We start from the raw sequence: 15744 nt of genomic DNA on the forward strand, positions 1-15744 counted from the left end.
GAAGCCGCTCTCCCGACCGGTCCTGATCAGCCCGGCAGGCCGCGCGTCACGAGGCGGTTGAGCCGGCGGGCGAAGGCGGCCGGGTCGTCGGGCAGCTCGCCGTCGAGAATCTGCGCCTCCTCGAACAGCAGCATCGCGAGATCGGCCGCCTCGTCGGCGTGACCGCCGGCGCTCTCGCGCGAGAGCGCACCGACCAGCGCGTGCTTCATGTTCAGCTCGAGGATCGGCTTGGTGCCGGAGGCGCGGCTCTGCTTGGCGAGCAGGCGCTCCAGCTCGCGGTCGGGCCCCGTTCCGCCGGCGACCAGGCAGGCGGCGCTGTCGGTGAGACGCTGCGACGCCTTCACGTCGGAGACGCGCTCGCCGAGTGCCAGCTTCACGGCGGCGATCACCGCGGACTCGTCGACGGCCGGCGTGTCCTTCGTCTCGGCCTCGGCGTCGGCCTTGGCGTCATCCGCGAGCGGCACCAGGCTGAAGTCGATCTCGCCCTGGCTGAGCGACTTGAAGCCCTTGCCCTTGAAGTCGAGCCGCAGCGACGTCCACAGCGCGTCGACCGGATCGGTGAGCAGCAGCACCTCGATGCCGCGCGCCTTGGCGGCCTCGAGCTTCGGATTGGCCTTGAGGCGATCGAGATCCTCGCCGGCGAGGTAATAGATCTCGGTCTGATTTTCGCGCAATGCCTCGACATATTGGGCGAGGGTGCGGCCCGTGCCCTTGGTCGAGGTGAAGCGGGCGAGCGGGAGGATCTGCTCGCGCCGGTCCGGGTCCTCGTAGAGGCCCTCCTTGATCACGGCGCCGAACTCGTTCCACACGGTCGCGAGCTTGTCGGGCTCCTTCGTCGCGACGCTCTCCAGCTCGGCCAGCACCTTGGTGGTGATCGCCTTGCGCATAGCCGCGACCTGCGGATTGTTCTGCAGCATCTCGCGCGACAGATTGAGCGGCAGGTCCTCGGAGTCGACGACGCCGCGCACGAAGCGCAGCCAGCTCGGCAGCAGCGACGCGTCGTCGGTGATGTAGACGCGCCGGACATAGAGCTTCAGGTGGCTCTTGCGGGCCGGATCGTAGAGATCGAACAACGAGCCGGACGGCACGAACAGCAGCACCGCATAGGACTGCCGGCCCTCGGCGCGGTAGTGCAACGTCACGGCCGGCTCGTCGAAGGCGCCGCAGATGGAGCGATAGGCCTGCGCGTAGTCCTCCGGCTTCAGCTCCGACTTGGAGCGCTGCCACACCGCGCTCGCGCTGTTGAGCTGGCGCGGCTCGCCGGTCGGCCGCTTGCCGCCCGGGATCAGCATGATCGGGAACTGGATGTGGTCCGAATAGGCGTGGACGACGCGCTCGATCTCGTACTCGTCGAGATACTTCTTCGCGTCCTTCTTCAGGTGCAGCACGATCTCGGTGCCGCGGGAGAACGTCGCCGCCGTCTCGGGGTCGGCGGGCGCGACCTCGAAGCCGGCGCTGCCGGTCGAGCGCCACACCCATGTCTCGGCGCTGCCGGCGCGGCGGCTCGTCACCGCGATGCGGTCGGCCACCATGAAGGCGGCGTAGAAGCCGACGCCGAACTGGCCGATCAGGCCGGAGCCGTCCTTGGCCTGGGCGAGCTTCTGGACGAAGGCACGGGTGCCGGAGCGCGCGATGGTGCCGAGATTGTCGATCAGCTCCTGCCGGTCCATGCCGACGCCGTTGTCCGAGATCGTCAGCATCGCGTCCGACTTGTCGGCCCGGATGCTGATCTTCAGCTCGGGATCGTCGGCGAGCAGCGCAGGGTTCGCGATCGCCTCGTAGCGCAGCCGGTCGCAGGCGTCCGAGGCGTTGGAGATCAGCTCGCGCAGGAAGACGTCGGTCTCCGAGTAGACCGAGTGCACCATGAGGTGCAGGAGCTCGGCCACCTCGGCCTGGAAGGCATGGGTCTCGCCCGGCGGCGACGGCGCGGTGGTCGGGGTCTCGGCGGTCGGGGCGTCGGTATCGGCGGTCACGGCGTCGGGGTTCACGGCGTCGGAAGTCATGGCGTGCGTCCTGGCGGCCACTCGGGATGGTGATCGAAACGAAGGGGATATAGCGGCGGATTTTGAGCCTGCAAGTGGCAGCGCGAGGGAGCTCCCGGCGCCAACGGCGGCAGAAATATCCTGTCCGGCATGTCACGTCCCGCCGGGCCGCTCCGTCTTGTGTTCGGACCCGCGCGGAATCGCGGGCGACAAAAGACAGGAGACCGACATGCAGGAGCGGGTGAAGAACTGGCTCGGCCGCAAGCACGAGGGCGTCACGGCACTGATCGGGGTCGAGACGTGGGTCGGCAAGGCCGTCGACCACACGATCCTCGAGCTGATCAAGATGCGGGTGTCGCAGATCAACGGCTGCGCCTTCTGCCTGCACATGCACTCGGCCGACGCCCTGAAGGCCGGCGAGAGCGTCGCCCGGCTCGTCCTGCTCAGCGCCTGGGAGGAGTCCGCCCTCTATACGCCGCGCGAGCGGGCGGCGTTGGCCTGGGCCGAGGCGCTCACCCGGGTCGCCGACACGCACGCCCCGGACGCCGCCTGGGAAGCGGTGCGGGCGCACTTCTCCGAGGACGAGGCGATCGCCCTGTCGATCGCGATCGGCATGATCAACACCTGGAACCGGCTGGCGATCGGTTTTCGGGTGCAGCATCCTGCCGACAAGGCGACCGCCGCGGCCGCCTGACCCGGAGCCCCCGCATGGACGAGCCGGCGAACGCCCCGAAGAGGCCCCACGTCCCGAAGGGACCGAACGTCCCTCGGACGGCGGACGATCCCGCCCAAGACTTCGAGGCGCATCGCCGGCACCTCGTCGGCCTCGCCTATCGGATGCTCGGCTCGGTGGCCGAGGCCGAGGACGCCGTGCAGGACGCCTATCTGCGCTGGCACGGCGCCGACCGAGCCGGCGTCGCAAACGTCAGGGCGTTCCTGTCGCGCACCGTGGCGCGGCTGTGCCTCGACCGGCTGCGCGCCGCCCGGGCGCGGCGCGAGACCTATGTGGGGCCGTGGCTGCCGGAGCCGCTGCTCGGTGCCGAGGAGCTTTCGGCCGGCACGGCGAGCGAGTACGCGGCCGACCTTTCGGTCGGCCTGATGCTGGCGCTGGAGCGGCTGTCGCCGCTGGAGCGCGCCGCGTTCCTGCTGCACGACGTGTTCGATGTCGACTTCTCCGAAGTGGCGGGGCTGCTCGGGCGCAGCGAGGAGGCCTGCCGCCAGCTCGCGGCGCGGGCGCGCACCCATGTGCGCACCGCGCGGCCACGCTTCCCGGTGGCGGCCGAGCACGGCTCGCGGCTGGTCGCCGCCTTCGCCGAGGCGGTGCAGCGCGGCGACCCCGACGGGCTCGCGCGCCTGCTCGCCGCCGACGCGGTGCTGCACAGCGACGGCGGCGGCCGCCGCACCGCGGCCCTCAACCCGATCGTCGGGGCCGATCGCATCGCCCGCTTCTTCGCCGGCATCGCGACCAAGTTCCCGGGCGTGATCGCCACGAGCCGCGGCGCCACGCTCAACGGCCTGCCCGGCCTGATCATCACGGATGCGGACGGCCTGCCGCAGACCATGGCGTTCGAGATCGTCGACGGCGCCATCGCGGCGATCTATTTCGTGCGCAACCCGGACAAGCTCGGGCACCTCGCGCCGCGGCTGCAGTGATCGCTTTGCGTCGCGATCGTTTCGCCGTCATTCCGGGACGCCTCGCAGAGGCGAACCCGGAATCCAGCGACAGACGCCGTGTTCTCGGCTGGATTCCGGGTTCGCAGCTTCGCTGCGCCCCGGAATGACGTCGAGGCGTCGAGCGTGTCAGGACGCGGCACCGGCCGCGGCCGGGCGCGCCGCTGCGTGCAGCCGGCGGCCCGTGATCAGCACGGCGGCGACCGAGGCGGCGAGGCAGGCCGTGACGGCGAGGAGCCCGGCATGGGCGCTTCCGGTGTGCTGCAGGCTGAAGCCGACGACGATCGGCCCGAGAAACCCGCCGAGATTGCCGACCGAATTGATCATCGCGATGCCGCCGGCCGCGGCGGTGCGCTCGAGAAACAGCGGCGGCACGCCCCAGAACGGTCCGAGCGTCGCGTAGATGCCGACCGTCGCGACCCCGAGCGCGGCGATCGACCAAATGTTCGGCGGCAGCAGAACGGCGGCGAGGAGGCCGGCGGCGCTCAGCATCGCCGGCAGGGCGACATGCACGACGCGCTCGCCCTTGCGGTCGCTGCGCCGGCCCCAAAACAGCATCGCGGCGGCGCTGACCGCATAGGGGATCGCGACCAAGAGGCCGACCTGCTCGATCCCGTAGCCGAGCGCCTTGACGAGCTGCGGCAGCCACATGCCGACGCCGTAGAGCCCGACCACGATGCCGAAATAGGCGAGGCCGAGCAGCCAGACGCGGGCGTCGGCGAGCGCCGGGCCGAGCGCCGCGTGCAGCCGGGTCTTTGCACCGGCCCGGTCAGCGGCGAGCCGTGCCGCCACGGTGGCGCGCTCGGCGTCGGAGAGCCAGCGCGCAGTCTTCGGGCCGTCCGGCAGATAGAGCAGCACCGCGACACCGAGCCCGCAGGCCGGCAGGCCTTCGAGGATGAACAGCCACTGCCAGCCGGACAGGCCGAGAAAGCCGTGGGTCTGCAGGAGCAGGCTCGACAGCGGCGCGCCGATCGCGCTCGCCAGCGGCACCGCCATCATGAACAGGCCGACGAAGCGCGCGAGCTTTTCATGCGGGAACCAATAGGTGAGATACAGAATCATGCCGGGGAGAAAACCGGCCTCGGCGACGCCGAGCAGGAAGCGCAGCACATAAAAGCTCGTCGGCCCCTGGACGAAGGCCATGCCGGCCGAGACGAGCCCCCAGGTGATCATGATGCGGGCGATCCACCGTCGCGCCCCGACCCGCTCCAGGATCAGGTTGCTGGGCACCTCGAAGAGAAAGTAGCCGAGAAAGAAGATGCCGGCGCCCCAGCCGTACACGGCGGCCGACAGCCCCAGCTCGGCATTCATGGTCAGCGCCGCGAACGACACGTTCACCCGGTCGAGAAACGCGACCAGGTAGAGCACCATCATGAACGGGATCAGCCGCAGGGCGATTTTTTTGTAGAGGGGGTCGTCGGTGGACATGCGCGTTCCTCGACGTCTATCGCGCCGCGAGGGCAATACGCCCCAGTGGTTTGTGATTCAGCCCGCCAGGCCGAGCACGACCATCAGGGCGCGATCCAGCCGCTCGATAGCCTCGGGGTCCAGCGCTCCGAGGGCGCGGCGGATTCGATCGCGGCGGATCGGAGCGACCTTCTCGGTCATGATCTGGGACGTGACACGCAAGCCGTTGGCGACGGTCGCCTCGATCACGGGGCGCAAGCGAGGGCTGTCGCGAATATCGGACGACATCGGACAGACAAGCACCGTCGTCGTCTCGTCACCGAGGTCGTCGCCCTGAACGACGACGGCCGGGCGCGGCTTTCCGAGATCGCCCAGCGCGACCATCAGCACGACGTCGCCGCGCTTCACTGCCAGTCGCTCCAGTCGACGGCAGCCTCGATCCAGTCGTCGACGGCGGCGTTGTCGGGATGCTGCGCCAGCAGGGAGGCCTCCCGGCGAATCTCCTCGCGCACCTTCGGATCACGCAGATCCGGAACCCATCTCTGCACGGGCCGCAGCCCCTCCGCGCGTAACCGCTCGCGACGCGCCTGCATGCGCTGGCGCGGGCTCTTCGGCGGCGGCTTCTTGACGCGGGCAGGCATGGTTCGGCTCCGGAGACGGCGTAACATGTTACGCACCGACCCGGTCCGGGGCAAGCTGCTGTCGGCGAACCGAAGCTGGACGCCGTCGCCAGGCTGGGCGCAGCGACGCCCGGCGATCAAGCTTGCGGGGTGGGGCTCGTCGGAGAACTCGGGATCTCGGTCGGCCCGGACGGCGGCACGCCGAGCGGCTCGCCCGGCGTCGGCGTCTCGGTCGGCCGTGCCGGTGGAATGCCGATCGGCTCGGACGGCGAGCCCTCGCCCGGCTGCGGCGGCCGCGCCGGCGCCGGATTCGGATCGGCCGGCGTCGGCTCCGGCTCGGCGGGCGACGCCGGATAGGGCTGGTTCGGAAGCGGAATGGCCATCGGCGCGGTCCCTCGTTCGAGGGACAAACCCCGAGCCACCGCCACGTTCCGGGAGAGTAGCCCGGGCTGAGCGCAGCGAAGGCCGGGACGACCGTGGCCGAGAGCCCGGATGTCGCTTCGCACTCTGCTGTCGCCAGTCGGCTACACGCTCGATTTTCCGAGCAAGTTTTCGGGGCTCCCCTTGCTTTGACGGAACGTTTGATGAACATTGGGGTCGAGGCGACGGGGTGACGATGAAGATTGCTGGATTGTTTGCTGGCGTCGGCGGGCTGGAGCTCGGGTTGCGGCAAGGCGGCCACGAGAGCGTTGTCCTGTCCGAAGTTTGGGAGCCCGCCCGCGCGGTCTTAGCCGAGCGGTTTAGCGACGTTCCGAACATCGGTGATGTCGAACGATTGAGATCATTGCCCGCCGATGTCGATCTCCTCACCGCCGGCTTTCCCTGCCAGGACCTGAGCCAAGCCGGCAAGACCGCCGGGATCAACGGCCGCAAGTCGGGCTTGGTCGGCCATGTTTTTAGGTTGATCGACCAAAGCAGACCGCGCTGGGTCTTGCTGGAAAACGTGTCGTTCATGCTGCAACTCGACCGCGGCAGCGCCATGGACAGGCTGGTGTCCGCCTTCGAGGAGCGCGGCTATCGATGGGCGTACCGGGTCGTCAATTCGCTCGCGTTCCTGCCGCAGCGACGAGAACGTGTCTTCTTCCTCGCGAGTACCGAAGGCGATCCATCGGACGTCCTGCTCGTGGACGAGGTGCAGCCTCGCGTTCAAGCGACCGATCTCCGTACCCATGCGCACGGCTTCTACTGGACGGAAGGCACGCGCGGCCTGGGCTGGGGACCCGACTGTGTTCCGACGTTGAAGAATGGCTCGACGGTCGGGATTCCGTCGCCACCCGCAATCCTCCTGCCGAACGGCGAGATCGTCACACCCGATATACGCGATGCGGAGCGGCTCCAGGGGTTTCGGGCAGACTGGACGAAACCGGCCGCCGCGGTTGGGCGCGCTTCGTTCCGATGGTCGTTGATCGGTAACGCGGTGACCCGACCAGTGGCGGCATGGATTGGAAAGCGTTTGACGAAGCCCTCTCGCTTCGATCCTTCGCGGGACTCGGCCGCGTTCACGGGCGTCCGCTGGCCACGAGCCGCCCGTTTCGACGGAGAGACCCGGCGCGAAGTTCACATCTCCGCCTTTCCGGCTTGGAAGACCAGACCGCCTCTTCAGGAATTCCTGAAGTACCAGCCGACCTTGTTGTCGGAACGCGCAACGGCCGGCTTCCTGTCTCGGATCGAGAAGAGTTCGCTGCGTTTCGTGCCCGGGTTCAAGGAACGTGTTCGCTCCCATCTCGACCATGTTCGTGCCATCGACCGGTTCGTCGATGGTCGACTTCCCCGCCTCGACGCCGCGGAATGAAGCCACCGGTTTGCGAACGCCCGATCGACCCGAAGCGATCTGCATTGATGCGTCGCGTGAGACAACGCCGCACCAAACCCGAAGACGACGTTGCAGCCGTGCTCCGCAAGCTGAAATTGGGCTACCGGCGTAACGTGAGATCGCTCCCGGGATCTCCCGACTTCGCCAACAAGCGGAGGAAGTGGGCCGTATTCGTGAATGGGTGTTTCTGGCACAGACACGAGGGTTGCGCCCGAACCACGACACCATCACGCAATCGGGACTTTTGGGTCGCCAAGTTCGACAGCAACGTCCGAAGGGATGCCATCAAGACCGAGGCGCTCCGAAAGCTGGGCTTTCGTGTCGTGGTCGTATGGGAGTGCGAGACGATCGATGCGCTCGGGCTCGAACGGCAACTCCTATCGCTGAACTCGCGGTGACGTCATGGCGAAGTCGAAGAACTCCGCGACGAAACGTTTTTCGACCGAAAACCGATCCCTCACCGAGAACAATATCGGGCGAGAACTTTCATGGGCCGGACCGAGGGATGCGGTCGCAGACGGCAATAGCACCGACAAGAAGAACTATGCCGAGTCCTTGTCTCGAGCACTGGCTCAGCGATTTGCAGATGCGCTTCGCAGCTCTTTCTCCGGGATTCTGCCGGACGCCTCCGGCGCAGGACAGGAATCCAAGGCGCGAACCGGGAAGGGACTGAAGAAGCTCGACGTGAACTACTCCACCATCGAGCTCGGCCTCGGTCTCGGCGTATCGATCAAGACCATCAACTTTCGTGACGCGAAAACGAAGCGATACACGAAGAACTACACGCGGGTCGACAACGAGCTGAGAGCCGAGGCCGCCGATTATCACGAACGACAACCCTATGCCGTGCTCTGCGCCATCGTCTTCTTACCTTTGGATGCCTGCGACGACGGAAGCTCCGCTCCGTCGAGCTTCGGGCAGGCCGTCCAGATTTTCCGCTATCGGGCGGGTCGCGAGAAGCCGGTCGACGATCCGACTTTGTTCGAGCGAATTCTCGTCGGCCTCTATGAGGTGAACCCGGATGACTTCGGACGTGTCGCGTTCTTCGATGTCATGGACGCACCGCCGCGAACTGGTCGACCTGCATCATTGATGTCGTTCAAAAACGCGATCGAAGCGATCGTCGATGCCTACGATCAGCGGAACAAAACGACGTTCAAGTGGGCGGAAGGCACGACCGAAGTCGTCGTGCCGCCCGAACCCGAAGCCGAGGACACTGAAGAAGACGGCGGCTGACGCGGGCAATCACTTCACACATCGAGCTTCAACACATCGTAGCCCGCATGAAGCGGCAGCGGAATGCGGGAGCAGTCGTCGACGAGAGCTGGATTGCGCTTCGCTCCATCCGGGCTACGGCAGCGCCCGCTTCACACATCCACCTTCAGCGCGGCAATAAAAGCCTCCTGCGGGATGTCGACCTTGCCGAACTGGCGCATGCGCTTCTTGCCCTCCTTCTGCTTATCGAGGAGTTTTCGTTTGCGCGTGATGTCGCCGCCGTAGCACTTGGCCGTCACGTCCTTGCGGAACGCCCGCACCGTCTCGCGGGCGATGATCTTCGCCCCGATCGCCGCCTGGATCGGCACCTGGAACATGTGCGGCGGGATCAGCTCCTTCAGCTTCTCGCACATCGCGCGGCCGCGCCCCTCGGCGCGGGTGCGATGAACCAGCATGGAGAGCGCGTCGACCGGCTCGGCGTTGACCAGGATCGACATCTTCACGAGGTCGGCCTCGCGGTAGTCGGTGAGGTGATAATCGAACGAGGCGTAGCCCTTCGACACCGACTTCAGGCGATCATAAAAGTCGAACACCACCTCGTTGAGCGGCAGCTCGTACTTCACCATGGCGCGGTTGCCCACATAGGTGAGCTCGGTCTGCACGCCGCGCCGGTCCTGGCACAGCTTCAAGACGCTGCCGAGATACTCGTCCGGCGTCATGATGGTGGCCTGGATCCACGGCTCGTGGATCTCCTTGATCTTCACCACGTCCGGCATGTCGACCGGATTGTGGATCTCGATCTCGGACCCGTCGGTCATGTAGATCTTGTAGATCACGCTCGGCGCGGTGGCGATCAGGTCGAGATTGAACTCGCGCTCCAGCCGCTCCTGGATGATCTCGAGATGCAGGAGACCGAGGAAGCCGCAGCGGAAGCCGAAGCCGAGCGCCGCCGACGTCTCCATCTCGAACGTGAAGCTCGCGTCGTTGAGCCGCAGCTTTCCCATCGCGGCGCGCAGATCCTCGAACTGCGCCGCGTCCACGGGGAACAGGCCGCAGAACACCACCGGGATCGCGGGGCGGAAGCCCGGCAGCGCCTTCGCGGTCGGCTTGCGATCGTCCGTGATGGTGTCGCCGACGCGGGTGTCGGCCACCTCCTTGATCGACGCCGTGATGAAGCCGATCTCGCCGGGGCCTAACGCGTCCTTCTCCTGCATCTTGGGCGTGAACACGCCGACGCGGTCGACCTCGTAGGTCGCGTCGGTGCCCATCATGAGCACCTTCTGGCCCTTCTTGATGGCGCCGTCGACGACGCGCAGCAGCACGACGACACCCAGATAGGCGTCGTACCAGCTATCGACCAGCAGGGCCTTGAGCGGCGCGTCGGGGTCGCCCTTGGGGGCCGGCAGGCGGGTGACGATCGCCTCCAGCACGTCCGGGATGCCGATGCCGGTCTTGGCCGAGATCTGCAGCGCGTCCGACGCATCGAGGCCGATCACGTCCTCGATCTGCTGCTTCACCTTGTCGGGCTCGGCAGCCGGCAGGTCGACCTTGTTGAGGACCGGCACGACCTCGTGGTTGTTGTCGAGCGCCTGGTAGACGTTGGCCAGCGTCTGCGCCTCGACGCCCTGGCTGGCGTCGACGACCAGCAGCGAGCCCTCGCAGGCGGCGAGCGAGCGGTTGACCTCGTAGGCGAAGTCGACATGCCCGGGGGTGTCGATGAGGTTGAGGACGTAGTCCTTGCCGTCCTTCGCCCGGTAGGCGAGCCGCACCGTCTGGGCCTTGATGGTGATGCCGCGCTCGCGCTCGATGTCCATCGAGTCGAGCACCTGCTCGCGCCCCTGCATCTCGCGCTCGGAGAGCGCCCCGGTGAGTTGGATCAGCCGGTCGGCGAGCGTCGACTTCCCGTGGTCGATATGGGCCACGATGGAGAAGTTGCGGATGCGGTCGATGGTCTGGGTGGTCATGCGCCGGGGGATATCATCCGTCCCGAACGGCGGCAAGGCGAGGCGGGGGGCGCAGGGGGGCGCGGCCTGCCTTCCCTCGCCCCGCTTGCGGGGAGAGGGTGGCTCGGACCGCAGGTCCGAGTCGGGTGAGGGGGCGTCTCCCAGGCGCCGAGACTCGCGGAAACGCCCCCTCACCCGGATTTCCCGCCTGCGGCGTGAAATCCGACCTCTCCCCGCACGCGGGGAGAGATGAAAGAGGCGTGGCTCCGGCCGGCGCGGCGCCCTACTCGGCGGCCAGCGCGTTGGCGACCGCGAAGGGCTGCACCTCGACCCGGCGGCCGGCGCGGGCGACGACGACGTGGTCGGGCGCCACGGCGTGCCAGCCGGTGCGGTCCTCGTCGAGCGGCTCGGAGACGCACACCACGTCCTGGCCGGAGGCCCGGTAGTAGAGCGTGTTGGCCTGGTCGTTGACGGCGTAGCGGAAGGCGTAGAGGTCGCGTCCGTTGGCGATCGCCGCGGTGAAGCGCAACGGGTCGGCGCGGCCCTCCTCGCGGGTCATCTCGGTGATGGCCGCCATGGTGCGGGCCGTGGCGCCGATCGGATCGCGGTCGAGCCCGGCGCCCAGCATGGCCAGGAACACGGCCTCGGAGTCGGTGGTGCCGGCGCGCGAGCCGTAGAGCTCGTCCGGGATCAGCCCCTCGACCCGCCGGCGGATGCGGTTCCAGTCGCCGATGAAGCCGTTGTGCATGAACAGCCAGTTGCCGCAGGCGAACGGGTGGCAGTTCGGCCGGGTGATCGGCGTGCCGGTCGCCGAGCGCACATGGGCGAAGAACAGGTGCGACTGGATGTGGCGGCAGAGATAGCGCAGGTTCTCGTCCGACCACGCCGGCCGCACCTCGCGGTAGAGGCCGGGCTCCGGGTGGTCGGCGTACCAGCCGAGCCCGAAGCCGTCGCCATGGGTGGCGGCGGTGGATTCCAGGGCGTGGATGCTTTGCGCGACGAGCGAGCGGGCGGGCGCCGTGACGTAGTGTTCGAGTGCGATCGTCTCGCCCCGATAGGCGATCCAGCGGCACATGGGGACATGCTCCTTCCCGGCCGCGGCATGTCGGCCCGACCGGCCGATTCACTCTTATAATCGCAGTGCGGCAGGGGGAAGGTCAAATCCGGGATGTTGCGGGCAAGGGGGACGCCGCCGCACCGGACTGAGGCCCCCCCGATCGTGCGTCGGACGGTCGCCCGCCAGCCTGTCCGATAGCAAAACGGCCGGGCGAGCCCGGCCGTCCTGATGGTGTCGTGGCCGCGCCGCCCTCCGGCGGCGCGGGGGGCTCAGTAGCGGTAGAGCTCGGGCTTGAACGGGCCTTCGACCGGCACGCCGATATAGGTGGCCTGCTTGTCGGAGAGGCGGGTCAGCTTGGCGCCGACCTTGGCGAGGTGCAGGCGGGCGACCTTCTCGTCGAGCGCCTTCGGCAGCACGTAGACCTTCTTCTCGTACTTGCCCGGGTTGGCGAAGATCTCGATCTGGGCCAGCGTCTGGTTGGTGAACGACGCCGACATCACGAAGCTCGGATGGCCGGTGGCGTTGCCGAGATTCACGAGGCGCCCTTCCGAGAGCAGGATGACGCGGTGGCCGTCCGGGAACTCGACCTCGTCGACCTGCGGCTTCACGTTGTGCCACTTGAAGTTCTTCAGCCCCGCGACCTGGATCTCGCTGTCGAAGTGGCCGATGTTGCAGACGATGGCACGGTCCTTCATCTTGCGCATGTGATCGACCGTGATCACGTCGAGATTGCCGGTCGCGGTGACGAAGATGTCGGCGCGCGGCGCCGCGTCGTCCATGGTGACGACCTCGTAGCCTTCCATCGCGGCCTGCAGGGCGCAGATCGGATCGATCTCGGAGATCATCACGCGGCAGCCGGCGTTGCGCAGCGAGGCGGCCGAGCCCTTGCCGACGTCGCCGAAGCCCGCGACCATGGCGATCTTGCCGGCCATCATCACGTCGGTGCCGCGGCGGATGCCGTCGACCAGCGACTCGCGGCAGCCGTAGAGGTTGTCGAACTTCGACTTGGTCACCGAGTCGTTGACGTTGATGGCGGGCCACAGGAGCTGGCCCTTCTTCTGCATCTCGTAGAGGCGATGCACGCCCGTCGTCGTCTCCTCGGTGACGCCGCGGATCGCCTCGGCGTTGCGCTTGTACCAGCCGGGCTGCTCCTTGATGCGCTTCTTGATCGCGGCGAAGAGGACCTCCTCCTCCTCGTTGGTCGGCTTGGCGATCAGCGCCGTCTCGCCGGCCTCGACGCGGGCGCCGAGGTGGATCAGCAGCGTCGCGTCGCCGCCGTCGTCGAGGATCATGTTCGGGGTGCCGCCGTCGGCCCACTCGAAGATCTTGTGGGTGTACTCCCAGTAGTCGACGAGGCTCTCGCCCTTGATCGCGAACACCGGCGTGCCGGTCGCGGCGATCGCCGCGGCGGCGTGGTCCTGGGTCGAGTAGATGTTGCACGAGGCCCAGCGGACGTCGGCGCCGAGCGCCTTCAGCGTCTCGATCAGCACCGCGGTCTGGATGGTCATGTGCAGCGAGCCGGCGATGCGGGCGCCGCGCAGCGGCTGCTCGGGGCCGTACTCGTCGCGGGTCGCCATCAGGCCGGGCATCTCGGTCTCGGCGATGGCGATCTCCTTGCGGCCCCAGTCGGCGAGGCCGACGTCCTTCACGGCATAATCGGGGGCGGCGGCGGACGCGGGCTTCGCGGAAGCGGTCATGGAGATCCCTGGGCTGTGGAGTTTTAACGGGCGCGCCCCGGCCCTCGCGGCCACGGGCGGCGTCGCGAGCCCTATAGCAGGGCCGGGCCGACCCCGCAAGAAACACATAAAGACTTCTTTATGTCGTTAAGCCGCGGTTAGGGATGACGGCGGCCGCGGCCCCGGCGGGACTACGGTTCGTCGCCCTCCGCGGACCAAGGTTGCCGCCTGGCCCCGTGGAGAATCCGCAGGATCGTCACCGTGTCAGGGCTCAATTCATAATAGATGACGTACGGATAACGGACGAGCGGGACGCGTCGAACGGCCGGACGCTGCTCCACCCGCTCGGCCGCTTCGGGATATCGGCAGATGCGGTCGAAGGTCTGCCGGAGGCTGGCCTCGACGTGTGCGGCAGCGGACGGATTGCGCTCGCCGACGTATCCGAGAAGCTCGTCCAACTCGGCCGCAGCGGCGCGCGAAAGCGCGAGCTTCATGCCTTGCGGTGCTTGGCGAAGATCGCCTCGAGCTCGGCTCCGGACACGACCTCACCGCGTCGGACCTGGGCCGCCGCCTCGTCGAGCTTGTCCAGTTCCTCGGAGGTCGCGCGATAGCGCCCGCCGCGGACCTCGCGGTCCATCTGCGACGCGATCTCGGCCAGGTCGCGCTGCGCCCAATCCGGCCACGTCTCGGCGCGCGCGAGAACGTCCCGAAGCGTCTTGCTCATTCCAATACGATAGCACGAGACGAACGGCCGACAAGCCGACGACGGCCCTCGGTGCGGAGTGTCGCGGCCCCGCCCGAGCCACCGACGCCCGTCAGTCGTCCTCGCCGAAGCGGTTGCCGATCAGCTCGACCAGGGCGGCGACCACGGCCTCGGCGTCGGAGCCGAGGGCTTCGACCATGATGGTGGTGCCGGGGGCGGCGGCCAGCATCATCAGGCCCATGATCGAGTCGCCGCCGACCGTCTGGCCGCAGCGGGTGACGAACACCCGGGCCTGGAAGCGCTCGACGGTCTGGACGAACTTGGCCGAGGCGCGGGCGTGCAGGCCCTTCTGGTTGATGATCGGGATGTGACGCACCACGGCACCTTCGCGGGGCGGCGGAAACTCCGGCCCGCAGATCCCGCCGATCGCGTCGATCTCGTCGCTCATCCCCGGCTCATTTCCCGGCCAGAACGCGGCTGGCAATGGTGATGTACTTGCGTCCCGATTCTTGCGCGGCCGCGACCGATTCGGCCAGCGGGCATTCGATGCGGATCTTGGCCAGCTTGACCAGCATGGGCAGGTTGATGCCGGCCAGCACCTCGACGTTCGGCAGGCTCATCACCGAGATGGCGAGGTTCGACGGGGTGCCGCCGAACATGTCGGTCAGGATGGCGACCCCGTCGCCGGTGTCGACCCGGCCGACCGCGTCGATGATCTCCTTGCGGCGGAGCTCGACATTGTCGTTCGGGTCGATGGTGACGGTCTCGATCTGGCTCTGCGGACCGACGACGTGCTCCAGGGCGGCCCGGAACTCGACGGCGAGCCGACCGTGGGTCACGAGGACGAGGCCGATCATCGGAGCACCCCGCGGCGCGCGAACCGCGCCGCACGACAAAGCGACTGGATCATGACATCCCGGAGCCCGAGCGCAAGTGCCCGGGTCTTCGGCCTCTGCGTCCGCGGCGTGTCCCCCGACGGCCGGCGCGGCGCGGACAGCCGCGAGCCGGGCGTCGCCGATACCGCAAGGCCAGGGGCCCGGCAAGCCTCGCCGGAGCACACCTGCACACCGCCCCGCGCCCGGACGACGACCGCCGGATCCTTTCAGGCTGACGGCTAAATTCAAGTTGTCATTCGTTAATAGGCAGTCGTGACCGTTCGGTGAAGAACCTGCGACGCCACGCCTCGGCGCCGACGGCCCGTCACGGTACGGTGGTCGGCTCCGGCCCGAGGCCGGCCAGGGCGGCAAGCACGGCGGGCAGCGGGTCGACGCCCGCCGGCAGACGCAGCCGCGGCATCGCGACACCTTCGAGGATGACGCGGGTGTCGGACAGGTCGGGCAGGCGCTCGGCCTGCGGATCGCCGAGATCGACGACCAGCCCGACCACCGCGACCGGCTCGTGCGGGCGGCGGCCGATGCCGAAGCCGCGCACCTCGATCATCCCGGCGAGGCCTTCGGGGGGGCGCGCCAGGAGGCGGCCGCCGACCGCGGTCACGATGGTGCGATCGTCCGCCACCAGTCGGGCGAAGCCCCCGGCCGTCACGGTCGCCTCGATCAGCCGCAGCGCCAGCCGCGACTTTCCCGACCCCGACGGCCCGCGGATCAGTACGGCACGGCGCCCGACCAGCACCGCGGTGGCGTGGAGGGTGGGGGTCATG

General features: G+C 68.1%; 18 protein-coding genes. 5 read left to right on the forward strand and 13 right to left on the reverse strand.

Annotated features, from left to right (window positions below):
* Window positions 1–26 precede the first annotated feature (26 nt).
* Window positions 27–2003 carry a molecular chaperone HtpG gene (htpG, locus tag CCR97_RS10790; RefSeq protein ID WP_111357865.1) on the reverse strand — a complete coding sequence of 659 codons (1977 nt, stop codon included), beginning with the start codon at window positions 2001–2003 and terminating at the stop codon, window positions 27–29.
* Between the two features lie 208 nt (window positions 2004–2211).
* On the opposite strand from htpG, the gene CCR97_RS10795 reads away from it, so the two are divergent.
* Window positions 2212–2676 carry a carboxymuconolactone decarboxylase family protein gene (locus tag CCR97_RS10795; RefSeq protein ID WP_111357864.1) on the forward strand — a complete coding sequence of 155 codons (465 nt, stop codon included), beginning with the start codon at window positions 2212–2214 and terminating at the stop codon, window positions 2674–2676.
* Between the two features lie 14 nt (window positions 2677–2690).
* Window positions 2691–3635, forward strand: coding sequence for a sigma-70 family RNA polymerase sigma factor (locus CCR97_RS10800; protein WP_201159491.1), 945 nt, complete (start codon window positions 2691–2693; stop codon window positions 3633–3635).
* A 147-nt stretch (window positions 3636–3782) separates the two neighbouring features.
* Here the strand turns inward: CCR97_RS10800 and CCR97_RS10805 are convergent, their stop codons facing one another.
* From CCR97_RS10805 to CCR97_RS10820, 4 genes are all read right to left on the reverse strand, one after another.
* On the reverse strand, window positions 3783–5081 hold the full coding sequence (locus CCR97_RS10805; protein WP_111359044.1) for an MFS transporter: 1299 nt from the start codon (window positions 5079–5081) through the stop codon (window positions 3783–3785).
* Window positions 5082–5138: 57 nt separating this feature from the next.
* Complete coding sequence (locus CCR97_RS10810; protein ID WP_245429073.1) at window positions 5139–5468, reverse strand: type II toxin-antitoxin system PemK/MazF family toxin; 330 nt, start codon at window positions 5466–5468, stop codon at window positions 5139–5141.
* A complete protein-coding gene (locus tag CCR97_RS10815; protein ID WP_111359042.1) occupies window positions 5465–5701 on the reverse strand; it encodes an antitoxin MazE family protein in 237 nt (78 codons plus the stop codon). The genes CCR97_RS10810 and CCR97_RS10815 overlap by 4 nt, the downstream gene beginning before the upstream one ends.
* Window positions 5702–5817: 116 nt before the next feature.
* Window positions 5818–6063, reverse strand: coding sequence for a hypothetical protein (locus tag CCR97_RS10820; protein WP_201159492.1), 246 nt, complete (start codon window positions 6061–6063; stop codon window positions 5818–5820).
* A gap of 233 nt (window positions 6064–6296) precedes the next feature.
* On the opposite strand from CCR97_RS10820, the gene CCR97_RS10825 reads away from it, so the two are divergent.
* Genes CCR97_RS10825 through CCR97_RS10835 form a run of 3 tightly spaced genes read left to right on the forward strand, consistent with a single transcriptional unit; the run spans window position 6297 to window position 8729 of the window.
* Complete coding sequence (locus tag CCR97_RS10825; RefSeq protein ID WP_111359041.1) at window positions 6297–7472, forward strand: DNA cytosine methyltransferase; 1176 nt, start codon at window positions 6297–6299, stop codon at window positions 7470–7472.
* The gene (locus tag CCR97_RS10830; protein ID WP_111359040.1) at window positions 7469–7891 is read left to right on the forward strand and encodes a very short patch repair endonuclease; all 423 of its coding nucleotides are present in this window, start codon (window positions 7469–7471) and stop codon (window positions 7889–7891) included. The genes CCR97_RS10825 and CCR97_RS10830 overlap by 4 nt, the downstream gene beginning before the upstream one ends.
* Before the next feature lie 4 nt (window positions 7892–7895).
* On the forward strand, window positions 7896–8729 hold the full coding sequence (locus CCR97_RS10835) for a hypothetical protein (RefSeq protein ID WP_111359039.1): 834 nt from the start codon (window positions 7896–7898) through the stop codon (window positions 8727–8729).
* A gap of 131 nt (window positions 8730–8860) precedes the next feature.
* On the opposite strand, the gene lepA is transcribed toward CCR97_RS10835, so the two are convergent.
* The 8 genes from lepA to CCR97_RS10875 all read right to left on the reverse strand — a co-directional run bounded on the left by lepA (window position 8861) and on the right by CCR97_RS10875 (window position 15743).
* Window positions 8861–10672, reverse strand: coding sequence for a translation elongation factor 4 (gene lepA / locus CCR97_RS10840; protein ID WP_111359038.1), 1812 nt, complete (start codon window positions 10670–10672; stop codon window positions 8861–8863).
* A gap of 262 nt (window positions 10673–10934) precedes the next feature.
* On the reverse strand, window positions 10935–11726 hold the full coding sequence (locus tag CCR97_RS10845; protein WP_111359002.1) for a class II glutamine amidotransferase: 792 nt from the start codon (window positions 11724–11726) through the stop codon (window positions 10935–10937).
* Between the two features lie 251 nt (window positions 11727–11977).
* Complete coding sequence (gene ahcY, locus CCR97_RS10850; RefSeq protein WP_201159493.1) at window positions 11978–13405, reverse strand: adenosylhomocysteinase; 1428 nt, start codon at window positions 13403–13405, stop codon at window positions 11978–11980.
* Window positions 13406–13575: 170 nt separating this feature from the next.
* Window positions 13576–13878, reverse strand: coding sequence for a type II toxin-antitoxin system RelE/ParE family toxin (locus CCR97_RS10855; protein WP_111359000.1), 303 nt, complete (start codon window positions 13876–13878; stop codon window positions 13576–13578).
* Window positions 13875–14108 (reverse strand): hypothetical protein, encoded by a 234-nt coding sequence (locus CCR97_RS10860; RefSeq protein WP_111358999.1) that lies wholly within the window; start codon window positions 14106–14108, stop codon window positions 13875–13877. Before CCR97_RS10860 ends, CCR97_RS10855 begins: the two co-directional genes overlap by 4 nt.
* A gap of 91 nt (window positions 14109–14199) precedes the next feature.
* Window positions 14200–14535, reverse strand: coding sequence for an HPr family phosphocarrier protein (locus CCR97_RS10865; RefSeq protein ID WP_111358998.1), 336 nt, complete (start codon window positions 14533–14535; stop codon window positions 14200–14202).
* 7 nt (window positions 14536–14542) lie between these two features.
* A complete protein-coding gene (locus tag CCR97_RS10870; protein ID WP_111358997.1) occupies window positions 14543–14944 on the reverse strand; it encodes a PTS sugar transporter subunit IIA in 402 nt (133 codons plus the stop codon).
* A gap of 343 nt (window positions 14945–15287) precedes the next feature.
* A complete protein-coding gene (locus CCR97_RS10875) occupies window positions 15288–15743 on the reverse strand; it encodes an HPr kinase/phosphorylase (RefSeq protein ID WP_111358996.1) in 456 nt (151 codons plus the stop codon).
* Window position 15744: the final 1 nt, after the last annotated feature.

Origin of the sequence: Rhodoplanes elegans, assembly GCF_016653355.1 — a bacterium.
Taxonomy (GTDB): Bacteria; Pseudomonadota; Alphaproteobacteria; order Rhizobiales; family Xanthobacteraceae; genus Rhodoplanes; species Rhodoplanes elegans.